19 protein-coding genes are annotated in these 19,843 nt (G+C 66.2%); 13 read left to right on the top strand and 6 right to left on the bottom strand.

The features are described 5' to 3' along the window. Positions 1-580 precede the first annotated feature (580 nt). Positions 581-2,278: an AMP-binding protein gene (locus ACMUOY_RS18845; RefSeq protein ID WP_413894279.1), complete on the top strand. Its 1,698-nt coding sequence runs from the start codon at positions 581-583 to the stop codon at positions 2,276-2,278. Between the two features lie 26 nt (positions 2,279-2,304). Here ACMUOY_RS18845 and ACMUOY_RS18850 read toward each other — a convergent pair whose 3' ends face one another. Then, on the bottom strand, positions 2,305-3,399 hold the full coding sequence (locus ACMUOY_RS18850; protein ID WP_413894280.1) for an AraC family transcriptional regulator: 1,095 nt from the start codon (positions 3,397-3,399) through the stop codon (positions 2,305-2,307). 72 nt (positions 3,400-3,471) lie between these two features. Here ACMUOY_RS18850 and ACMUOY_RS18855 point away from each other — a divergent pair, with 72 nt between their 5' ends. From ACMUOY_RS18855 to ACMUOY_RS18865, 3 genes are all read left to right on the top strand, one after another. Further along, on the top strand, positions 3,472-4,986 hold the full coding sequence (locus ACMUOY_RS18855) for a DUF1254 domain-containing protein (protein ID WP_413894281.1): 1,515 nt from the start codon (positions 3,472-3,474) through the stop codon (positions 4,984-4,986). Positions 4,987-5,134: 148 nt separating this feature from the next. Continuing rightward, a complete protein-coding gene (locus ACMUOY_RS18860; RefSeq protein WP_413894282.1) occupies positions 5,135-5,419 on the top strand; it encodes a hypothetical protein in 285 nt (94 codons plus the stop codon). Positions 5,420-5,688: 269 nt separating this feature from the next. Further along, a complete protein-coding gene (locus tag ACMUOY_RS18865; RefSeq protein ID WP_413894283.1) occupies positions 5,689-6,582 on the top strand; it encodes a DMT family transporter in 894 nt (297 codons plus the stop codon). Here the strand turns inward: ACMUOY_RS18865 and ACMUOY_RS18870 are convergent. Both ACMUOY_RS18870 and aroC read right to left on the bottom strand, forming a co-directional pair. Continuing rightward, positions 6,536-7,729, bottom strand: coding sequence for an MFS transporter (locus tag ACMUOY_RS18870; protein ID WP_413894284.1), 1,194 nt, complete (start codon positions 7,727-7,729; stop codon positions 6,536-6,538). The two genes, ACMUOY_RS18865 and ACMUOY_RS18870, sit on opposite strands and share 47 nt — an antisense overlap. 18 nt (positions 7,730-7,747) lie before the next feature. Next, positions 7,748-8,845 (bottom strand): chorismate synthase, encoded by a 1,098-nt coding sequence (aroC, locus tag ACMUOY_RS18875; protein WP_413894285.1) that lies wholly within the window; start codon positions 8,843-8,845, stop codon positions 7,748-7,750. A 136-nt stretch (positions 8,846-8,981) separates the two neighbouring features. Between aroC and ACMUOY_RS18880 the strand changes: the two genes are divergently transcribed. Continuing rightward, positions 8,982-9,404 (top strand): cupin domain-containing protein, encoded by a 423-nt coding sequence (locus tag ACMUOY_RS18880; RefSeq protein ID WP_413894286.1) that lies wholly within the window; start codon positions 8,982-8,984, stop codon positions 9,402-9,404. A 183-nt stretch (positions 9,405-9,587) separates the two neighbouring features. On the opposite strand, the gene ACMUOY_RS18885 is transcribed toward ACMUOY_RS18880, so the two are convergent. Next, on the bottom strand, positions 9,588-10,244 hold the full coding sequence (locus ACMUOY_RS18885; RefSeq protein ID WP_413894287.1) for a glutathione S-transferase: 657 nt from the start codon (positions 10,242-10,244) through the stop codon (positions 9,588-9,590). A gap of 143 nt (positions 10,245-10,387) precedes the next feature. On the opposite strand from ACMUOY_RS18885, the gene ACMUOY_RS18890 reads away from it, so the two are divergent. After that, positions 10,388-11,605, top strand: coding sequence for a polyhydroxyalkanoate depolymerase (locus tag ACMUOY_RS18890; RefSeq protein ID WP_413894296.1), 1,218 nt, complete (start codon positions 10,388-10,390; stop codon positions 11,603-11,605). Between the two features lie 66 nt (positions 11,606-11,671). Here ACMUOY_RS18890 and ACMUOY_RS18895 read toward each other — a convergent pair whose 3' ends face one another. Next, positions 11,672-12,142 (bottom strand): CBS domain-containing protein, encoded by a 471-nt coding sequence (locus tag ACMUOY_RS18895; protein ID WP_413894288.1) that lies wholly within the window; start codon positions 12,140-12,142, stop codon positions 11,672-11,674. A 100-nt stretch (positions 12,143-12,242) separates the two neighbouring features. Here ACMUOY_RS18895 and ACMUOY_RS18900 point away from each other — a divergent pair, with 100 nt between their 5' ends. Next, on the top strand, positions 12,243-13,553 hold the full coding sequence (locus ACMUOY_RS18900) for an O-acetylhomoserine aminocarboxypropyltransferase (protein ID WP_413894289.1): 1,311 nt from the start codon (positions 12,243-12,245) through the stop codon (positions 13,551-13,553). Next, positions 13,553-14,371, top strand: a complete 819-nt coding sequence (locus ACMUOY_RS18905) for an alpha/beta fold hydrolase (protein ID WP_413894297.1) — start codon at positions 13,553-13,555, stop codon at positions 14,369-14,371. Before ACMUOY_RS18900 ends, ACMUOY_RS18905 begins: the two co-directional genes overlap by 1 nt. Before the next feature lie 78 nt (positions 14,372-14,449). Here the strand turns inward: ACMUOY_RS18905 and ACMUOY_RS18910 are convergent, their stop codons facing one another. Next, a complete protein-coding gene (locus ACMUOY_RS18910; protein WP_413894290.1) occupies positions 14,450-15,643 on the bottom strand; it encodes a YihY family inner membrane protein in 1,194 nt (397 codons plus the stop codon). A gap of 21 nt (positions 15,644-15,664) precedes the next feature. Between ACMUOY_RS18910 and ACMUOY_RS18915 the strand changes: the two genes are divergently transcribed. From ACMUOY_RS18915 to ACMUOY_RS18935, 5 genes are all read left to right on the top strand, one after another. Further along, entirely contained in the window at positions 15,665-16,069 is a 405-nt protein-coding gene (locus ACMUOY_RS18915) for a DUF2069 domain-containing protein (RefSeq protein WP_413894291.1), read from the top strand. Next, the gene (locus tag ACMUOY_RS18920) at positions 16,066-17,493 is read left to right on the top strand and encodes an FAD-binding oxidoreductase (protein WP_413894292.1); all 1,428 of its coding nucleotides are present in this window, start codon (positions 16,066-16,068) and stop codon (positions 17,491-17,493) included. Before ACMUOY_RS18915 ends, ACMUOY_RS18920 begins: the two co-directional genes overlap by 4 nt. Before the next feature lie 70 nt (positions 17,494-17,563). Continuing rightward, on the top strand, positions 17,564-18,421 hold the full coding sequence (locus ACMUOY_RS18925) for a thymidylate synthase (protein ID WP_413894293.1): 858 nt from the start codon (positions 17,564-17,566) through the stop codon (positions 18,419-18,421). A 13-nt stretch (positions 18,422-18,434) separates the two neighbouring features. Beyond that, complete coding sequence (locus ACMUOY_RS18930) at positions 18,435-19,319, top strand: DMT family transporter (RefSeq protein WP_413894294.1); 885 nt, start codon at positions 18,435-18,437, stop codon at positions 19,317-19,319. Position 19,320: 1 nt separating this feature from the next. After that, positions 19,321-19,839 (top strand): dihydrofolate reductase, encoded by a 519-nt coding sequence (locus ACMUOY_RS18935; protein ID WP_413894295.1) that lies wholly within the window; start codon positions 19,321-19,323, stop codon positions 19,837-19,839. Positions 19,840-19,843 lie beyond the last annotated feature (4 nt).

Here is a 19,843-nt window from a genome sequence, read left to right on the forward strand (position 1 = left end):
GCAGGACGATCGCATTGCAAATTCTCCACCATGCGATGTCATCATGACCGTTAGTCTTGGACTGAATAGTAGGCACACGATACCCAAGCAGACCTTGGCGACTACCCGCACGTGGGCAGTACGCGAAGTCCAGCATTCAGATTGAGCTTCTCTGAAGCGGAAATTCGAAACCTGGAATCGCGTGCACTTGAATGACCGCTTTCAGGCGGTCATTTGTCCTGGACCTATGTCAGGATTGGGTCGATTGCTCCCATTCGTCAGTTCCCCTGCCGGGGACTGCTCCCAGCCTGAAGCGGTCCGCAATCAACCATCCCCACAAACAGCTCCCGTCGATAACGGCCTGAGCAAGCCCGAAACGTCATTTGCCCATGCTTGTCATGGATCAATCGAATGGCGTTCAGCGTTCAGAACCCTGCGTGCGTGGCCGAACATACGCCCATCCCAAATCAGCATAGACTGGTCCTTCGTACACCGATTGAAGCGAATGCCCTTTTTGTTCGCTGACCGACGACATCAGTCGCGTATGACGGCCCCGTCTTGCCCAAACTCGGGTTCAACGACAGGCGCTTCGAAGGTCCTTATGGAACCCCTCTGGCTCAGTCAGTACCCCCCGGGCATACCGGCCGACATCGACATCCATGAATTCGCGTCATTGACCGACGTGTTGCTCGCGAGCTGCCAGCGGTTCGACGACCTGCCGGCCTACAGCAACATGGGCACGTCGATGAGCTATGCCGAACTCGAACGATCGAGCCGCCACTTCGCCGCCTACCTGCAGAAGTCGCTGGGCCTGCGCCGGGGCGACCGGGTCGCCCTCATGATGCCCAACCTGCTGCAATACCCCGTGGCGCTGTTTGGCGTTCTGCGCGCGGGGATGGTGGTGGTGAACGTCAATCCGCAGTACACCGTGCCCGAACTCGAGCATCAGCTCCTGGACTCGGGCGCGGTGGCCATCGTGGTCCTGGAGAACTTCGCGCACACCTTGCAGGAGGTGCTGCAGAGAAACCTGGCGCTGAGCCCGGTCGTCATCACCACCGAAGTCGGTGACCTGCTTCCGCTGGTCAGGGAACTCCTCACCAACGCCGTGGTGAAGTACGTCAAGCACCTGGTGCCGACATGGACGATTGCAGGCGCCATCGAATTCAACGCTGCCCTGCGCGCGGGGCACGGGCAGGCGCTGGACGCCGTGCCGCTGTGCCACGACGACACGGCTTTCCTGCAGTACACCGGCGGCACTACCGGCGTGGCCAAGGGTGCGGTGCTGACCCACGGCAACATGGTGGCCAATGTGCTGCAGATGGCCGCCTGGATGGCGCGCGACCTGGTCGACGGCAAGGAGGTGTTCGTCTGTCCGTTGCCGCTGTATCACGTCTATGCGCTGACCTCCAACCTGGTGTTCCTGAAGCTGGGCGCGCACACCGTCCTGGTGACGAACCCGAGGGACATGCCCGCCTACATCCACGACCTCAAGCGCCATCCGTTCACGATCATCATCGGCGTCAACACGCTGTACCGCGCGCTGCTCGATGCGCCCGAATTCGCCGACGTCGACACGAGCGCCCTGAAGCTCACCAGCGCCGGCGGCATGGCGGTGCAGCGCGTGGTGGCCGAGCGCTGGAAGGCGCGCACCGGCCTGCCCATCATCGAGGGCTACGGCATGACCGAGACCTCGCCGGTCGTGATCGCCAGCCCGCTGGACATCGCGGAGTGGACCGGATCGATCGGCCTTCCGATTCCGTCGACACAGGTCGTGATCCTGGACGATGACGAGCACGAGATGGCGGTCGGCGAGGTGGGCGAAATCTGCGTGCGCGGCCCGCAGGTCATGCCCGGCTACTGGAACCACCCGGACGAAACCGCCAAAGTGTTCACCCGCGAAGGCTGGCTTCGCACGGGGGACCTGGGGTCGATGGACGAGCGTGGCTACTTCCGGATCACGGACCGCAAGAAGGACATGATCGTCGTGTCCGGCTTCAAGGTGTACCCGAACCAGATTGAGGATGTGGTCGCGCTGCATCCCGGCGTGACGGAGGTCGCGGCCATCGGCGTGCCGGACGAGCGTTCCGGCGAGATCGTCAAGATCATCGTGGTCAGGCAGGATGCCACGCTCACCGAGCAGGCGCTGCTGGACCACTGCCGCAAACACCTCACCGGCTACAAGATGCCCCGGATCGTCGAGTTCCGACGCGAGCCGCTGCCCAAGTCCAATCTGGGCAAGATCCTTCGAAGGCAATTGCGCGAGGCACCAGTCCCCGCCGTTGAAGCGGCAACACCCTGAAGGCTGGGAACCAGGCGCGCCGGGCTTCAAGCGCCGGTCGCGCGCCAGGCCGTGGGCGTGCACCCGGCCCACTGCCGAAAGGCCCGCGAAAACGCGTTGGTGTCCGCATACTGCAGCGCCGCCGCGATGTGGGTCACCGGCATCTGCGTGTTTCGCAGCAGCTGGCAGGCCAGCTCATGGCGGGTGCGATTGACCAGCGCCTGGAAGCTTTTGCCTTCCGCATCGAGCCGGCGCCGCAAGGTGCGCTGGCTGATGCCAAACTGCCGCGCCACGGCCTCGGCCGTGCCATGGCCACTGAGCAACAGCTGATGCAGCACACGTTCCACCTGCCCGCCCAGACTCAGCGGCCCGCTGGCCTGCGCCTGTTGCAGCGCGAGCGTGAGCGCCCGATGGCGCGCGGGATCGGCGCCTTCGATGGGGCGGGCCAGCCAGGTCGACGCGAAGACCAGGCCGGAGACTTCGGCATCGAAGTGCAGCGGCGCGCGGAACAGGCGGCGGTAGGCCGCGGTCCGCGCGGGCCGACGATAGGAAAACTGCACCGTCTGGGGCACAAAATCGGGACCGCAAAGACCCAGCAGGATGCGGTGCCCGATGGTCACCGCCACGTCGTAGATGAACTCTGCGCCCGGCGTGAAATGCCGGTACACCGAATAGCCGAGCACCGAGGTGTCGCGCTCGGCTTGCAGCAGCAGTGGGGCCGCGCCGCGGTCGTGCAGTTGCAGGTGCAGCAACAGGCTGCGCAGTGCCGCGCCGACACTGGGCGAATGACGCATGAGTTCGCCCAGCGGCCCCAGGCCGTCGAGGTTGAACCGCTCGCCGACCAGCAGTGCGAAATGCGGGCAATCCGCCAGACGGGCGCTTTCAAAAAACAGCCGCCCGGCCACCTCGAGTGGCAGGCGCGCATCCGGATCCCGGAACAGCGACATCCGCACGCCCGCGCGATCAAACGCGGTCTGTGGCCGTGCGTGCAAGGCCTGCAGCACCTGCGGGATGGCGAGGATCGGACCGATGCGGATGTCGCCCGCGTCACTCTGCACGAAGGCAGCAGCACCCTGCGGCTGCAGGCGCGCGCCGGGCATTGGGGTGTTGTCGACGGGAGGCCCGGTTGGGGTCATGGTCATGGCCGGAATTGCATGGTGCGAGCATAGCGGCGATGCTAGAGTCGCCGCTCCCCCCGTGATCAAAGGCTCACCATGAAAAGGCTCTTTTCCGCGTTCTCGGCCCGCGCGCTCATCACCACGCTGGCCGTGACCCTTTCGGCGGCGGCGTTTGCCCAGCCCTTCAAGATGACGACACCGATCGCTCCTGGCGTCGCCGTGCCGGACAAGATTGAAAGTTCCCTCGGCACGCTGAACCTGAACTACGGCTACCCGTCGGCCGACACCGTCGAGAAAATCTACGACAACCTCGACCGCTCGCGCGCCCTGCAGGCTTATCTGATGGCGATCCCGATCGTGAACCAGGCCGGCATGCGCGACTCGATCCGCAAGTTCGGGCCGGACAACCAGACCGACGTGATCTGGGAAAACCTGGTCGATCCCCGCACCGTCGAGCTCACCGCCAACGACAACACGATCTACAACTTCATCTGGCTCGACTCCAAGAAGGGCCCGCTCGTCCTCGAAGTCCCGCCCGAGGTGCTGGGTGGCGTCAATGACTTCTGGTACCGCTGGGTGGCCGATGTGGGCATCACCGGCGAGGACCGCGGCAAAGGCGGCAAGTACCTCGTCCTGCCCCCCGGCTACAAGGGTGACGTGCCTCCCGGCTACGTCGTGGTACGCCCGAGCACCTACGGCAACTGGTTCTTCTTCCGCGCCTTTCTGGTCAATGGCTCGACCAAGCCTGGCGTCGAATCGGTGAAGAAGCACCTCAAGATCTATCAGCTCTCGGAGGCCGCCAATCCGCCCGCGATGAAATTCGCCAACGCATCCGGCGTGCCGGCCAACTTCGTCGCCCCGGGCGACTACTCGTTCTGGAACCTGCTGAACCAGGTGATTCAGGAAGAGCCGCCCGGCGGCTCCGACCCCACGACGCTCGGCCTGTTTGCCTCGATCGGCATCGTCAAGGGTCAGCCCTTCGCGCCGGATGAGCGCATGAAGAAGATCCTCACCGACGCTGCGAACATTGGCGCCGTCACCGCCCGCACCATCGCCTTCAAGGTCCGCTCGCCGGAGGCCTACTTCTACCCGAACAGCCCGTGGCGCCTGCCGTTCTTCGGCGGCTACAAGTTCGAGAGCGCGCCCGGCGTGACCAACATGGACGGCTACATCTTCTACTACTACTTCGCCACCGGTGTCACGCCCGCGATGGAGATGAAGATGGTCGGCCAGGGCTCGCAATACCCGTGGTCGGTGCAGGACTCGAAGGGCAACCCCTTCGATGGCGGCAAGACCTACAAGATGCGCCTGCCACCCAACGTGCCCGTGAAGGATTTCTGGTCGGTCATCGTCTATGACAACCAGACCCGCTCGATGGTGCAGACCGACCAGAAGGCGCCCAGCGTGAGCAGCCAGGACAAGAGCATCAAGACCAATGCCGACGGCTCGGTCGACGTGTGGTTCGGGCCCAAGGCGCCGCCCGGCATGGAGAGCAACTGGGTGCAGACGATTCCGGGCAAGGGCTGGTTCATGATCCTGCGCCTGTACGGCCCGCTGGAGCCGTGGTTCAACAAGACCTGGCGTCCCGGCGAGATCGAACTCCAGCCGTGATGGGGTGGCACGCTTCGGCAACCTGTCCATCCTGGATTCGCTGAAAAAGCGGTTCCTGGTCCGACACACGGCGGCGCCACTGCGATAAGCTCAAGCTTGCCGCATCGAAAACGCCCAGTTGGCGTCGATACATTTTCAGGAGTCCATGATGAACCGTACTTATCTCGCTGCCGCGCTGGCCCTGGGGCTGGGTTTTGCCGCCGCCCCCGCGGGCGCCGTCGTTTACTGCAAGACGGTGGGTGTGCCGAAAGGCTGTGTTGCGCGGCCTGCGGCGGTGCCCGGCGCAGGCGCCCCCGGTGTGGGGGTGGCGCCGGGCGTGGGGGTCGGCGCTCCTGGCGTCGGCGTGGCGCCAGGCGTTGGTGTTGCGCCCGCCGTAGGGCCCAGTCCGACCAACCTGAACGGGGGCGTGAACCGCGTGGGCGTCCGCCGCTGAAAAAGGGCTGTGGTGCGAGCGTGCAGCCAGGCCTGCACGCGGGTGCGCTCCGGCAAGGCGCTTGCACTTCGAATGCACCGGCCTTTTGATTCGCCGGTTGAAGCGTTCCAGGGCAGGCCGATCGTCGTTGCATGAAGAAACTTCGAAATTCATAGCGAAAACGGGCCATTCGACGCTGGGATGAGCCCAAAGAAGCCTGAAATCCACCCCGCTCCCCCTGTCTCCCCCTTGTCCGGCACGCCGGGGACGCTTGCCCGACAATCGTCCCGGTGAAAACCCGTTACTTTGTGCAGCTGATTGCGCTGTCGGCCCTGTGGGGCGCCTCCTTCCTGTTCCTGCGCGTGGCCAGCCCTGTGCTCGGGCCCAATGTGCTGGCGGTGGGGCGCATCGGTCTGGCCACGGTCACGCTAGCGCTCATCATGGCGGCGCTGAAACAACGCTGGCCCTGGCGGCACTGGGTGGAATTGACGCGCCTGGGCGCGCTGTCGGTGGCCGTGCCGTTTCTGCTCTATGCCTGGGCGGCGCTGCGCCTGCCGGCCGGATACAGCGCGCTGCTCAACAGCACGGTGGTGGTGTTCGGCACGCTGGCCGCCGCCTGGATGAAGGAAGACACTCTCACCGCGCGCAAGCTGGCGGGCTGCGTCGTTGGGTTTGCAGGCGTGGGCCTGATCGTGCGCCTGGGCCCCGTGGCACCCACCCCCGAGGTGCTGCTGGCCACGCTGGCCTGCATCGGCGCGGCGGCCTGCTACGGGGTGTCCACGCCGCTCATGAAGCGCGCCACCAAGCATATGGAGCCGCTGGCGATCGCCGCGGGCATCCACTTGGCGTCGCTGGTGGTGCTGCTGCCGGGCGCGCTCTGGAGCTGGCCGCAGGCGCGCTTCACCGAAGGCGCGATGGCGGCGCTGCTGGTGCTGGGTGTGGTGACCTCGGGGTTGGCCTACTGGCTGCACGTGCGGGTGATCCGCCATGTGACGCCGGTGGCCGCCATGAGCCCGGCCTTCATGATCCCGGTGTTCGGCGTGACCTGGGGCCACCTCTTCCTGGGCGAGCCGCTGGGCTCAGGCATCTGGAGCGGCGGCGCGCTGATCCTGCTGGCCATTGCGCTGGTGACCGGCTTCAACCCGGTGCAGAAACTGCTGGATGCTGCAAACGCCAGACCTTGAACGCGCAGCCGGTTGCTATCAGACTGGTAGCAATCGAAGACCAGAATACGCTGGCGAGGCCCCATTTTGAGCTTAGAACACCGCCTGCAAGCCCTCCCAGCACGCCCGGAAAGCCGTACGCGATGACGGTGTAGAGCGCCTGCCCGCGCCCGCGCAGCCGGCCGGGGAAGTGGTGCGACAGCAGCGCGATGCACACCGTGTGGTGCGTGGCAAAGGTGAAGGCGTGCAGCGCCTGCGCCAGCAGCAAAGCGACCAGCACGCTGGCGCTGCTGGCCGTGATGCCCATGCGCAGCACCATGGCTGCAGAGCACAGCACCAGCCAGCCTGTCAGGCTCAGCATCGGTAGCCAGCGGGACTGGGTGAAAAACCAGCCGATCTCCACGATCACCGACACCGCCCACAGCAGGCCGATCATGGTCTTGCTGTAGCCCAGCGAATCCAGATACAGCGAGAAGAAGACATAGATGCCGATGTGTGACAGCACATGGAAAAACGCCGCCGCAAAAAACCATAACACCGCGCGCTGGCGCAGCACCGGCAGCACCGGCACCTTGGCCTCGTGGGCGGGGATGGCCTCCTTCAGATCCGGGAGGAACCAGACACTGACCGTCACGGCCGCCAGCGTCAGCGTGGTCCAGGCCGGAAACTGCCCCATGCCGGCATGCTCGAACCAGGCACCGGCCGCAAACACCGTGACCAGGAAGCCCAGCGAGCCCCACAGCCGCACGCGGCCGTAGCGCCGGGCGTCGAAAGCGCCGCCCTGGCTGACCAGGTGCGCCATGGCGGCCTCGCTCATCGGCATCATCGAACTGGTGTGGGTGAACATCACCAGCAGCACCGCGCCCAGCCACAGCGGGCTCAGCTCGAACCACAGTCCCAACGAGACCAGCAGCGCGGTGGTGGCGCCATAACGCAGCAGCTTCACGCGCTCGCCGGTGTGGTCGCTCAGCCAGCCCCAGCCGTAGGGCGCAAACAGCCGCGTGGCCGCCTGCACCGAGGTCAGCACGCTGATGGCGAACAGGCCGAAACCCAGCTCTTTGAGCCACAGCGGCAGGTAGGGATTGAAGAAACCGATGTGGGCGAAATAGCTCGCCGACAAGGCCGCGAACGGCACCAACTGGCGGCGGCCGGTGGCGCCCGCGCTCATCGTGGCGGCCTCAGGCTCTTACAAAAAGGAGGCCTTGATCGGCGAAACCGGGGGGTTCACATCGGCGCACTGGGCGCGGTGGCGCAGCGCATGCTCCATCACCACCAGCGCCAGCATGGCCTCGGCGATCGGCGTGGCGCGGATGCCCACGCAGGGGTCGTGACGGCCCTTGGTGACCACTTCGGTGGAACGGCCCTCGATGTCGATCGACTCGCGCGGCGACAGGATGGAGCTGGTCGGCTTGATGGCGATGCTCACCTCCAGGTCCTGCCCGGTGCTGATGCCACCGAGCACACCGCCGGCGTTGTTGCCCTTGAAGCCCTGCGGAGAGAGCGAATCGCCATGCGTGGTGCCGCGCTGCGTCACGCTGGCAAAACCGGCGCCGATCTCCACGCCCTTGACCGCGTTGATGCCCATCATGGCGAAGGCGATGTCGGCGTCCATCTTGTCGAACAGCGGCTCGCCCAGGCCCACGGGCACGTTGCGCGCGGTCACGCGCAGGCGCGCGCCGCAAGAGTCGCCGGCCTTGCGCAACTCGCCCATGTAGGCCTCCAGCGCGCTGACATCGGCCACTGGGGCGAAGAACGGGTTGTTCGGCACGTGATCCCAGCTCTCGAACGGGATAGTGATCTCGCCGATCTGCGTCATGCAGCCGTGAAACGTGGTGCCGTATTTCTCGGCCAGCCACTTTTTGGCCACGGCGCCGGCGGCGACCATGGGCGCAGTGAGGCGCGCGGACGAACGCCCGCCGCCGCGCGGGTCGCGCAGGCCGTATTTGTGGAAGTAGGTGTAGTCGGCGTGGCCGGGGCGAAAAGTCTGAAGGATGTCGCCGTAGTCCTTGCTGCGCTGGTCGGTGTTGCGGATCAGCAGGGCGATCGGCGTGCCCGTGGTCTTGCCCTCGTACACGCCGGAGAGGATCTCGACCGCGTCGGGCTCGTTGCGTTGCGTGACGAACTTGCTGGTGCCGGGGCGGCGGCGGTCCAGATCGCCCTGGATATCGGCCTCGCTCAGGGCCATGCCAGGCGGGCAGCCGTCGATCACGCAGCCGATGGCCGGGCCGTGGGACTCACCGAAGTTGGTGACTGCGAAAAGGGTGCCGAAGGTGTTGCCGCTCATGGGGCGGGATTATCCCAGACCCTCCACGCAGCGGCCCCGCCATGCCCTGATCGGGTGCGACCGGCTGGAACAGAACCTGCTTGATGCTGCGCTGCAGCACCCCACTTCTTCATGCTGCCCAACCCGGAGGAACCCCATGCTGGACCGCACCACCACCCTGTTCTCCCATGTCAAACCCACCGACACCGACTACCTGTCCGGCGGTCTGCGGGATTTCTTCCTCTACCGCGACCTGGGCGTGGCCGAGGCCACGCACGGCAAGGTGATCGCGCATCTGGTCAAGGCCAACATGGCACCGGAAAAGGGCACCGGCTGGCACCGGCATGAGGCGGATTTCCAGATCGTCATCATGGTCAAGGGCTGGGCCAAGTTCATGTACGAAGACAAGGTCACCCTGGTGCAGGCCGGTGACTGCGTGCACCAGCGCCCGGGCATCCGCCACTACCTGTTCGACTACTCGCCCGACATGGAGTACCTGGAGATCGTCTCGCCGGCCGACTTCAAGACGGTGGACGTGGAGCCGGTCTGCCCGATTCCCGATCCGACGCCCTGGGACTGAGGTCGTCCGTCCCGTTGCGGACGGGGCACGCCTCAAAGTGCCCTGTCCCGCAAGGCCTGATCAGTTGAGGACAGAGCAAAATTTCACGGCGTGTAAGTTCTTGGTCTGTCCCGCAAATCCTGATCAGTTGGGGACAGAGCAATATTTCACTGCGTGTAAATTCTTGGTCTGTCCCGCAAAGTCTCAGAATTCCGCTTCAAGCTCGTCGATCTCGTCGGGCTCCAGTTGCGCCGCGGCGACCCACTCCTTCATGGCGGGCAGTGCCATGATGGTCTTGCAATACGCCGCACAGACCGGATCCAGTGCCACGTCATAGGTCAGGAAGCGCGTGACCACCGGGGCGTACATCGCGTCGGCCATGCAGGGGTGCGCGCCAAACAGGTAAGGCCCGCCGTAAGTCGCCAGGCACTCTTTCCAGATCTCGACGATACGGGCGATGTCGCCTTGCGCGCGCGACCACACCTTGTACTTCGGGAAATGCGCCTTGATGTTCATTGGCAGTGCCGAGCGCAGCGAGCTGAAACCCGAGTGCATCTCGCCGCAGATGGCACGGCAATGCGCGCGCGCGCCCACGTCGGCGGGCAGCAGGCCGGCCTTGGGCTTGATCTCGTGCAGGTACTCGCCGATGGCCAGCGTGTCCCAGACCTTCAGGCCCTGGTGCTGCAAGGAAGGCACCAGCATGGACGACGAGAGCAGCAGGATTTCGGCCTTCATGGCCGGGTCGTCGGGCGGCACCACGTGCTCGGTGAAGTCCAGCTTGGCCAGTTTGGCCATCAGCCAACCACGCAGGGCCCAGGCGCCGTAGTTGCGGCTGCTGATCGTCAGGACGGCTTTGGGCATCGGGTTCTCCTCGGGTGTTGCCCCGACAACGCAAAGGCTGTGCCAGATCGGGGCGCACCGCGCCGGTGCATTCGAAACCGCGCAGGCTGGCCCGTTACTTGCCTGCCAGCAGCGGGACACGCCACCCCTTCTTCAGGATGCCCATGCTTTATCAGGCCTACCAGTTCCAGTCCGACCTGATGTCCCCCCTGCGCCTGATGGCCCAGCACCTCAGCGCCAGCCTGTGGCTGCAAAAAACCGAGCGCAGTCTGGTGCGCCGGCTGTCAGCCGCCAACGAGGTGATCTCCCGCATGCGCCTCACGCACACCCGCCCCGACTACGGCATCACAACCGCGCTGGTGGCCGGCGAGGAAGTCCCCGTCATGCAGGAGACGGTGATGTCGGCGCCCTTCGGCACGCTGCTGCGTTTCCGCAAGGCCCACACCGGGGGCGAGAACCACCCGCCGGTGCTGCTGGTGGCCCCGCTGTCGGGCCATTTCGCGACCTTGCTGCGGGAGACCGCGCGCACCCTGCTGCAGGACCATGACGTCTTTATCACCGACTGGCACAACGCGCGCGATGTGCCGCTGAGCCAGGGCGCGTTTGCGCTGGACGACTACATCGACCACATGATCCGCTTCCTGGCCGCCATCGGCCCGGGGGCGCACGTGGTGGCCGTCTGCCAGCCCTGCGTGGCCGCGCTGGCGGCCACGGCCATCATGGCGGAGGACGACGACCCGGCCCAGCCGCTGAGCCTGACCCTGATGGCCGGGCCGGTGGACTGCCGCGTGAATCCGACCGCGGTGAACACCCTGGCGATCGGCAAGCCGATCGAGTGGTTCGAGAAGAACCTGATCAGCCGCGTGCCCCTGCCGCACGCCGGCTTCATGCGCCGGGTCTACCCCGGCTTCGTGCAGCTCACCGCCTTCATGAGCATGAACCCGGAGCGCCACAAGCAGGCGTTCAGGCACATGTACGAGCACCTGGTGGAGGGTGAGGTCGAGCAGGCCCGCACCATCCAGAACTTCTATGACGAATACCTGGCGGTGAACGACCTGCCGGCCGAGTTCTACCTGGAGACCGTGGAAAAAGTGTTCCAGACCTTCGACCTGGCGCGCGGCGTGCTCAGCTACCGGGGCCGCACCGTCAATCCGGCGGCGATCCGGCGCACCGCGCTGTTCACGGTCGAAGGTGAGCGCGACGACATCTGCTCGGTCGGCCAGACCGTGGCCGCGCACGATCTGTGCCCGAACATCCGCCCCTACCTGAAGACGCACCACGTTCAGACCGGTGTCGGCCACTACGGCGTGTTCAGCGGCAAGAAGTGGAACCAGCAGATCTACCCACGGGTGCGCGAAGTGATCCACGCGAGCATGGGTTGATGGCCTCGCGCTGGCGCGGATGCAGGCCCCACCAGACTGCGGGGCTCGGGGCCGACCGAGCCGGGATCAGGGCGCGCCGGATTCGCCCTTGGCCTCAGACTCGTCGGCCGGCCAGTCGTGGATGTAGGCCTTGAGCATCTTGTTCTCGAAACTCTGGCTTTCGACGACGAACTTCGCCACGTCGTAGAAGCTGATCACGCCCATCAGCATCTTCTTGTCCATCACCGGCATGTAGCGGGCGTGGCGCTCCAGCATCATGCGGCGCACCTCGTCAATCTCGGTCTCCGTGGTGCAGGTCAGCGGGTGGTCGTCCATCGACGAGCGAACCTGTGTGGAGCCCAGCGTGCCGCCGTTCTTCACGATGGACTGGATGACTTCGCGGAAGGTGAGCATGCCGACCAGTTCGCCGTGCTCCATGACCACCAGCGAGCCGATGTCCTTCTCGGCCATGATGTCCACTGCGCGCGCCAGCGGCTCGTCGGGGGTGACGGTGAAAAGGGTGTTGCCCTTGACGCGAAGGATGCCGCTGACTTTCATGTGATCTCCAATGTCGCCGCCGTGGCGTATTTCGAAAAGAATATAGCCCACAATTGAAGAAAAAAACACATTCCGCACCACAGAAACTTTGGAGACCCGCATGCCCGGCTATTCCGACCCCGGCTTCGACACCCTGGCGCTGCACGCGGGTGCCGCCCCGGACCCCGCCACCGGCGCGCGCGCCGTGCCGATCCACCTGACGACCTCATTCGTTTTCGAATCCAGCGACCACGCTGCGGCGCTGTTCAACCTGGAGCGCGCCGGCCACGTCTACAGCCGCATCAGCAACCCCACCAACGCGGTGTTTGAGCAGCGCATGGCCGCGCTTGAAGGAGGCATCGGCGCGATCGCCACCGCCAGCGGCCAGGCGGCGCTGCACCTGGCGATCGCCACGCTGATGGGCGCGGGCTCGCACATCGTGGCCAGCACGGCCCTCTATGGCGGCTCGCAGAACCTGCTGCACTACACCTTGCGACGCTTCGGCATCGAGACCACTTTCGTGAAGCCCGGCGACATCGACGGCTGGCGCACCGCCGTGCGACCGAACACCAAGCTGTTCTTTGGCGAAACCGTCGGTAACCCGGGCCTGGACGTGCTCGATATCCCCACCGTCAGTGCCATTGCGCACGAGGCCGGCGTGCCGCTGCTGGTGGACTCCACCCTCACCTCGCCCTGGCTGATCAAGCCCTTCGACCACGGCGCAGACCTGGTCTACCACTCTGCGACCAAATTCCTGTCCGGCCACGGCACGGTGATCGGCGGCGTTGTGGTCGATGGCGGCAGCTTCGACTGGGAAGGCCCGCGCTCGGCAGGCAAGTTCACCGAGCTCACCCAGGCCTATGAGGGCTTCCACAACATGGTGTTCACCGAGGAAAGCACGGTGGGGGCCTTCCTGCTGCGGGCGCGCCGCGAGGGCTTGCGCGATTTCGGCGCCTGCATGAGCCCGCACACCGCCTGGCTGATCCTGCAGGGCATCGAGACCCTGCCGCTGCGCATGGCGCGGCACATGAGCAACACGCAGAAGGTGGTGGAATTCCTGGCCGGCCAGTCCTTCGTCGGCCGCGTCGGCCACCCGATGCTGGAGAGCCACCCCAGCCATGCGCTGGCGCAACAGCTGCTGCCGCGAGGCGCGGGCTCGGTGTTCAGCTTCGACCTCAAGGGCAATCGCGAACAGGGCAAGAAGTTCATCGAAACGCTCAAAGTCTTCAGTCACCTGGCCAACGTGGGAGACTGCCGCTCGCTGGTGATCCACCCGGCCAGCACCACGCACTTCCGCATGAGCGACGAGGCGCTGGAACACGCCGGCATCGGCCAGGGCACGATCCGCCTGTCGATCGGTCTGGAAGACCCGGATGACCTGATCGAAGACCTGAAGCGCGCGCTCAAGGCCGCGGAAAAGGCAGGTGCATGATGCTTATTCAGGTCAACGGCGCACCCACCTACTGCTACACCGGCGGCAAGCCTTTCGACGCCGCCAAACCCACCGTGGTGTTCATCCATGGCGTGCTCAACGATCACAGTGTCTGGATCCTGCAGACGCGTTACCTGGCGAACCATGGCTTCAACGTGCTCGCGGTGGACCTGCCGGGCCACTGCCGCAGCGGCGGCGAGGCGCCCTCGTCCGTCGAGGAGGCGGCCGACTTCATCGGCGCGCTGCTCGATGCGGCCGGCGTACAACAGGCGACGCTGGTCGGCCACAGCTGGGGCTCGCTCATTGCGCTGGAAGCCGCCGCGCGCCTCAAAGAGCGCGTCACGCGCCTGGTGCTGGTGGGCACGGCGTTTCCGATGCGGGTGTCGCCCGCGCTGATCGAGGCCTCGATGAACAACCCGATGAAGGCACTGACCATGGTCAACGTGTTTTCACGTTCCACGCTGTGTGCGCCGCCCTCGGCGCTGGGCCCGGGCACCTGGGTCTTCGGCGCAAGCTTGGCACTGGGCCGGCGGGTGCTGGCCAGCAACCCGGCGGTGAACCTGTTCCACCGCGGCTTCGTGGCCTGCGACCGCTACGCCAACGGCGAGGTGGCCATCACCCAGATCACCTGCCCGGTGCTTTTCCTGCTCGGAGGCGTGGACCAGATGACCCCGCCCAAGGCCGCGCAAGGCCTGATCAGCAAGGCAACGGAAGCGGGCAAGGCGGTGAAGGTGGAGACCCTGCCGGTCGGCCATCACCAGATGACCGAGACGCCGGACGAGACGCTGGCGGCACTGCAGGGGTTCCTGAAGGGCTGACGCCGGCGCGGGCACTGTGCCCCGGCGCGGGAGGGCGCGTCCGGCCGCCTCGGTCGGGCGCCTCAATGACTATGGTTTCTATAGCAACTCACGGCCGTTCAGCGCTGGGATTCGGCTGTTTTCCCTGAATTTTTCGACCGTCGGATCGGGCGCGAGCAGCAAGGCATCGATCAGCGGCGTTGCGGCGGTCTTTTCCAGATCGACCAGCAGCACGTCACGGCCGTCCTCCAGCTGGCCGACCCAGTCCAGCGCCAGCAGCGTGTCGATGACCGGCTCCAGTTGCAGGCTGTCGACCTTCAGCCGATGCGCCAGGTCGGCCACGTTCAGCCCTTTGGCCGGCGTGCCCCGTGCTGCATCGAGCATCTGGATCGCCTCGACGGCGAGCTGGAAACGCCAGCCGGGCGTGCCGCCGCGGCGCTGCACGCCCGCCAGCAGGCTGGGCAGGTAGGCCGCGATCACCGCGCCCAGCAGGACCACGATCCAGACGATGTACACCCACAGCAGCAGGATCGGCACGGCCGCGAAGGCTCCGTAGATCGCCGACATGCCGGGCAGCAGCGCGAGATAGAGCGCCAGGCCTTTCTTGGCCAGCTCCAGCCCGATCGCCACGAACACGCCGCCGGCCACCGCGTGGCCCCAGCGCACCCAGGTGTTGGGCACATAGCGGAACAAGGCGGCCATGCCCGACGCGACAAGGGCAAACTCCATGAGATCGAGCACGAACCGCAGCGCCGAGGGCATCGCACTGACCAGCCCGCGAGAGGCCGAAGCCGCGTAGGAGCCCGTGGCCAGCAGCGCCGCCAGGGCCAGCGGCCCCAGCGTCAGCACGGCCCAGTACATGAGCACCCGCTGGGCCAGCGGACGCGCGCGGCGCACGCGCCAGATGCCGTTGAGCGTGCGGTCAATGGTGAGGATCAACGACAGCGCCGTGACCAGCAGGAAGGCGAATCCGAACATGCCGACCCGGCTGGCCTTGGCTGAAAACTGGTTGAGATAGCCCATGACCTGGCGCGCGATCGCATCGGGGAACAGGCTGTCCGAGAGCCACTGCTGGAGCACGCCTTGCAGTTTGTTGAAGGCGGGAAATGCAGAGAACACCGCCAGCAGCACCGTGAACAGAGGCACCAGCGAAATCACGGTCGTGAAGGTGAGGCTGCTGGCCGTCAGCGCCAGGTGATCCTCTCGAAAGCGGTCGCGCAGCGTGCGCGCGGTTTCCAGCCACGGAAAGTGCCGCAGGGCCCGCACGGTTTGCCGCCATTCCTGATTCGTCATGGCCGCTATGATGCCATTGCCATGAACCCTGTTGACCCTTCCGTCCGCGCCACGCGCACCCTTGCCGTAACCAGCCTGCTGGCGCTGATCGTGCTCGCCCTGGCCTGGGAACTGTGGCTGGCGCCCTTGCGTCCGGGCGGCTCCTGGCTGGCGCTGAAGGCATTGCCGCTGTGCCTGCCCCTGGCGGGCCTGCTGAAGAACCGCATGTACACCTACCGCTGGCTCAGTCTGGTGGTGTGGCTGTATTTCATCGAGGGCGTGGTGCGCGCATGGAGCGATCCGCCGCCCGGCAACTGGCTCGCCCTGCTGGAAATCGCCCTGTGCCTGGCCATCTTTGCCGCGTGCGCGCTGCACGTGCGCCTGCGCTTTCGCAACGCGAAGGCCCTTGCGGCCGCCGCCGCTGCACCCACCGGCGCACCGCCATGAGCGCCCTGCTGGACGAGTTGCGCCATATCACCGGCGCCGCCCATGTGTTCACCGACGGCGATCTCAGCGCTTTCACCCAGGACTGGCGCAGGCGAGCGCACGGCAAGGCCCTGGCCGTGGTGCGCCCCGGCAGCACCGACGAGGTGGCCGCCATCGTGAAGACCTGCGCACGGCATCAGGCGGCCACCGGCGTGAGTCTGGTGCCGCAGGGCGGCAACACCGGGCTGGCAGTGGGCTCGGTCCCGGACAGCAGCGGTCGGCAGGTGGTGCTGAGCCTGACCCGGCTGAACGCGGTGCGCGCCATCGACGCCGACAACCTGACCATCACCGTGGAGGCAGGCTGCGTGCTGCAGAACGTGCAGGAGGCTGCCGAAGCCGCCGGCTATCTGTTCCCGCTGAGCCTGGCGGCGGAGGGCAGTTGCACCCTCGGCGGCAACCTGGGCACCAACGCCGGCGGCACCCAGGTGGTGCGCTACGGCAATGCGCGCGAGCTGTGCCTCGGCCTGGAAGTGGTCACCGCACAGGGCGAGGTCTGGCACGGCCTGTCCGGCCTGCGCAAGGACAACACCGGCTACGACCTGCGCGACCTGTTCATCGGCAGCGAAGGCACGCTGGGCATCATCACCGCGGCGACGATGAAGCTCTACCCCTTGCCGGCCGCACAGCTCACCGCGTGGGCCGCCGTTGCGTCCATGGAAGCCGCCGTGGCGCTGCTGGGACTGGCCCACCATCATCTCGGTGCGGGCTTGACGGGTTTCGAGGTCATGGGCCACTTTGCGCTGAGCCTGGTGAACAAGCACTTCCCCCAGCTCAGCGTGCCGCTCTACTCGCAGGCGCCGCCTTTTTTCGTCCTGCTGGAGGTCTCCGACCACGAATCCGAAGCCCACGCCCGCGCCCTGTTCGAGCACCTTCTTGAAAGCGCGATGGAGCAGGCACTGGTCAGCGATGCGGTGGTGGCCGAGAGCCTGAACCAGGCACGGCACCTCTGGCACCTGCGCGAAAGCATTCCGCTGGCCCAGGCAGAGGAAGGCCTCAACATCAAGCACGACATCTCGATCCCGATCTCGCGCATCCCGGCGTTCGTGGAGCAGACCGACACCTTGCTGCAGCGCGAGATCCCCGGCGTGAGACTGGTCAATTTCGGACACCTCGGTGACGGCAATCTGCACTACAACGTCCAGGCCCCCGAGGAAAGCGATGCCCGTGTCTTCCTGAGCGAGCAGGAAGACCGTGTGAACACGCTGGTCTTCGATTCGGTGGCCCGCTTCGGCGGCTCGATTTCGGCCGAGCACGGCGTCGGCAGCCTGAAGGCCGATAAGTTGCCGCGCTACAAATCCGCGGTGGCGCTGGACCTGATGGGCGCCATCAAGCGGGCGCTGGACCCGCAGAACCTCATGAATCCGGGGCGGGTGCTCCGAGGTTGAGCGACTAGAATTTTGTGCTCGCCACCGCCTGAAAAGCTTCGGGCTCCCACCACTCAACCGGTCTCCAGGCATGAACCAGCCGTCCCCGTCCCCGCACCCGCCGCGCCCGATCCGCTCGCAGTATGAAGACTTCGTGCGCCATGTGGACACGCACGGCGTGTTCAAGGCCGACCGCACGGGCACCGGCACCAAGAGCGTTTTCGGCTACCAGATGCGCTTCGACCTCAACGAGGGCTTTCCGCTGGTCACCACCAAGAAGGTTTTCCTGCGCGCCATCATCGTCGAGCTGCTGTGGTTCCTGCGCGGCGACTCCAACGTGAAATGGCTGCAGGAGCGCGGCTGCACGATCTGGGACGAGTGGGCCCGCCCGGACGGTGACCTCGGGCCGGTCTATGGGGTGCAATGGCGCAGCTGGCCCAAGCCCGATGGCGGGCACGTCGACCAGATCGCCGACGTCATCCGCACGCTCAGGACCAACCCCGATTCGCGCCGCATCATCGTGAGCGCCTGGAACGTGGCCGAGCTCGACCAGATGGCGCTGATGCCCTGCCACGCCTTCTTCCAGTTCTACGTGGCACCGGCCACCGAACCGGGCGGCAAGGGAAGACTCAGCTGCCAGCTCTACCAGCGCAGCGCCGACATCTTTCTGGGCGTGCCCTTCAACATCGCCAGCTATGCGCTGCTCACGCACATGGTGGCGCAGCAGTGCGACCTGGACGTCGGCGACTTCATCTGGACCGGCGGCGACTGCCACATCTACAGCAACCACGCCGAACAGGTGGCCCTGCAGCTCTCGCGCACGCCCCTGCCCTACCCCACGCTGCACATCAAGCGCCGGCCCGATTCGATCTTCGACTACGAGTACGAGGATTTCGAGGTGCTGGATTACCAGAGCCACCCCGCCATCAAGGCGCCGGTGGCGGTCTGAACAAAGTTCCAACGTGATCACCCGCCGGCAACTGGGCGCGCTGGTGGCGCTCACGCTGATGTGGGGCGTCAACTGGCCGATGATGAAGCTCTCGCTGCGCGAGCTCACGCCGATGTATTTCCGCGCCATCACCATGACCGGCGGCGCGCTCTGGCTCTACCTGTTCTACCGCGCGCGCGGCATCCGCATGGCCCCGCAGGGCGCGGAATGGCGCGCCGTGGCGCTGCTGGGACTGCCCAACATGCTGGGTTGGCACGTGATGTCGATCTTCGGCGTGAAGGCGCTGGCCTCGGGGCGCGCCGCGATCCTCGGGTTCACCATGCCGATCTGGACGGTGCTGATCGGCGTGGGCCTGCTGGGCGAGCGGCTGACCGGTCGTGTGGCGTTTGCGGCCAGCGCCGTGGCGTTGGCGATCGGGCTGCTGGTGTCCGACGAGTTGCGGGCGCTGGCCGGGCGCCCGGTGGGCGTGCTCTGGATGGGCGGCGCCGCGGTGAGCTGGGCCATCGGCACGCTGATGATGCGGCGCACCCGGCACACCCTGCCGGTGGAGGCGCTCACCGTGTGGATGATGATCGGCTCGGCCGCGTGCATCTGGATCATCGCCGCGGCCACCGAGCCGCTGCCGACGCTGCGTTTCACGCCGGCGATGTGGGCCAGCCTGGCCTATGGCGTGCTGATCAACTACGGTTTTGCCCAGATCATCTGGTTCGGCCTGGCGCGCAATCTGCCGCCCGCCACCAGCGCCATGAGCATCATGGCGGTGCCGATGATCGGCACCCTGAGCGCGCCCCTGATCGTGGGCGAGTGGCCGCGCTGGCAGGATGGCGTGGCCATGGTGTGCGTGATGGCCGCCATCGCCGCCGTGCTGTTGCCCCCGCGCGGCCGGGCACAATCCTGACATGCCCATCGACACCCGCCTTCACCTGATCTTTGCCCGCGCCGCCAACGGCGTGATCGGCCGAGACGGACATTTACCCTGGCACCTGCCCGAAGACCTGGCCCATTTCAAGCGCACCACGCTGGGCTGCCCGGTCATCATGGGCCGCAAGACCTGGGATTCGCTGCCGCCGAAGTTTCGCCCGCTGCCGGGCCGCCTCAACATCGTCATCACCCGCCAGAGCGAGTGGCAGGCCGCGGGCGCGCAACGCGCCGGTTCCCTGGACGAGGCACTGCGCCACTGCCCGGCCGGCGGCGACGCCTGGATCATCGGGGGGGCGGAAATCTACGCCCAGACACTGCCGCTGGCGAGCACCGCCGTGGTCACCGACATCGAGGCCTCCTTCGAAGGCGACGCCTTTGCGCCACAATTCGGCCCCGACTGGGTTGAAACCGGGCGCGAGCGCCATCTCTCGGCCACGGGACTGGCGTTCAGCTTCGTCACCTACCAGCACCACTCACCGCACGCACAGGAAATTTGACATG

The sequence above is a fragment of the Candidatus Skiveiella danica genome (assembly GCF_022705245.1).
Classification (GTDB): domain Bacteria; phylum Pseudomonadota; class Gammaproteobacteria; order Burkholderiales; family Burkholderiaceae_C; genus Skiveiella; species Skiveiella danica.

What these genes read in the sequence shown, in the direction of transcription:
- ACMUOY_RS18845 (WP_413894279.1), top strand. Translation starts at nt 581, where the DNA reads ATGGAACCCCTCTGGCTCAGTCAGTACCCCCCGGGCATACCGGCCGAC.
- ACMUOY_RS18850 (WP_413894280.1), bottom strand. Translation starts at nt 3,399, where the DNA reads ATGACCATGACCCCAACCGGGCCTCCCGTCGACAACACCCCAATGCCC.
- ACMUOY_RS18855 (WP_413894281.1), top strand. Translation starts at nt 3,472, where the DNA reads ATGAAAAGGCTCTTTTCCGCGTTCTCGGCCCGCGCGCTCATCACCACG.
- ACMUOY_RS18860 (WP_413894282.1), top strand. Translation starts at nt 5,135, where the DNA reads ATGAACCGTACTTATCTCGCTGCCGCGCTGGCCCTGGGGCTGGGTTTT.
- ACMUOY_RS18870 (WP_413894284.1), bottom strand. Translation starts at nt 7,729, where the DNA reads ATGAGCGCGGGCGCCACCGGCCGCCGCCAGTTGGTGCCGTTCGCGGCC.
- aroC (WP_413894285.1), bottom strand. Translation starts at nt 8,845, where the DNA reads ATGAGCGGCAACACCTTCGGCACCCTTTTCGCAGTCACCAACTTCGGT.
- ACMUOY_RS18880 (WP_413894286.1), top strand. Translation starts at nt 8,982, where the DNA reads ATGCTGGACCGCACCACCACCCTGTTCTCCCATGTCAAACCCACCGAC.
- ACMUOY_RS18885 (WP_413894287.1), bottom strand. Translation starts at nt 10,244, where the DNA reads ATGCCCAAAGCCGTCCTGACGATCAGCAGCCGCAACTACGGCGCCTGG.
- ACMUOY_RS18890 (WP_413894296.1), top strand. Translation starts at nt 10,388, where the DNA reads ATGCTTTATCAGGCCTACCAGTTCCAGTCCGACCTGATGTCCCCCCTG.
- ACMUOY_RS18895 (WP_413894288.1), bottom strand. Translation starts at nt 12,142, where the DNA reads ATGAAAGTCAGCGGCATCCTTCGCGTCAAGGGCAACACCCTTTTCACC.
- ACMUOY_RS18900 (WP_413894289.1), top strand. Translation starts at nt 12,243, where the DNA reads ATGCCCGGCTATTCCGACCCCGGCTTCGACACCCTGGCGCTGCACGCG.
- ACMUOY_RS18905 (WP_413894297.1), top strand. Translation starts at nt 13,553, where the DNA reads ATGCTTATTCAGGTCAACGGCGCACCCACCTACTGCTACACCGGCGGC.
- ACMUOY_RS18910 (WP_413894290.1), bottom strand. Translation starts at nt 15,643, where the DNA reads ATGACGAATCAGGAATGGCGGCAAACCGTGCGGGCCCTGCGGCACTTT.
- ACMUOY_RS18915 (WP_413894291.1), top strand. Translation starts at nt 15,665, where the DNA reads ATGAACCCTGTTGACCCTTCCGTCCGCGCCACGCGCACCCTTGCCGTA.
- ACMUOY_RS18920 (WP_413894292.1), top strand. Translation starts at nt 16,066, where the DNA reads ATGAGCGCCCTGCTGGACGAGTTGCGCCATATCACCGGCGCCGCCCAT.
- ACMUOY_RS18925 (WP_413894293.1), top strand. Translation starts at nt 17,564, where the DNA reads ATGAACCAGCCGTCCCCGTCCCCGCACCCGCCGCGCCCGATCCGCTCG.
- ACMUOY_RS18935 (WP_413894295.1), top strand. Translation starts at nt 19,321, where the DNA reads ATGCCCATCGACACCCGCCTTCACCTGATCTTTGCCCGCGCCGCCAAC.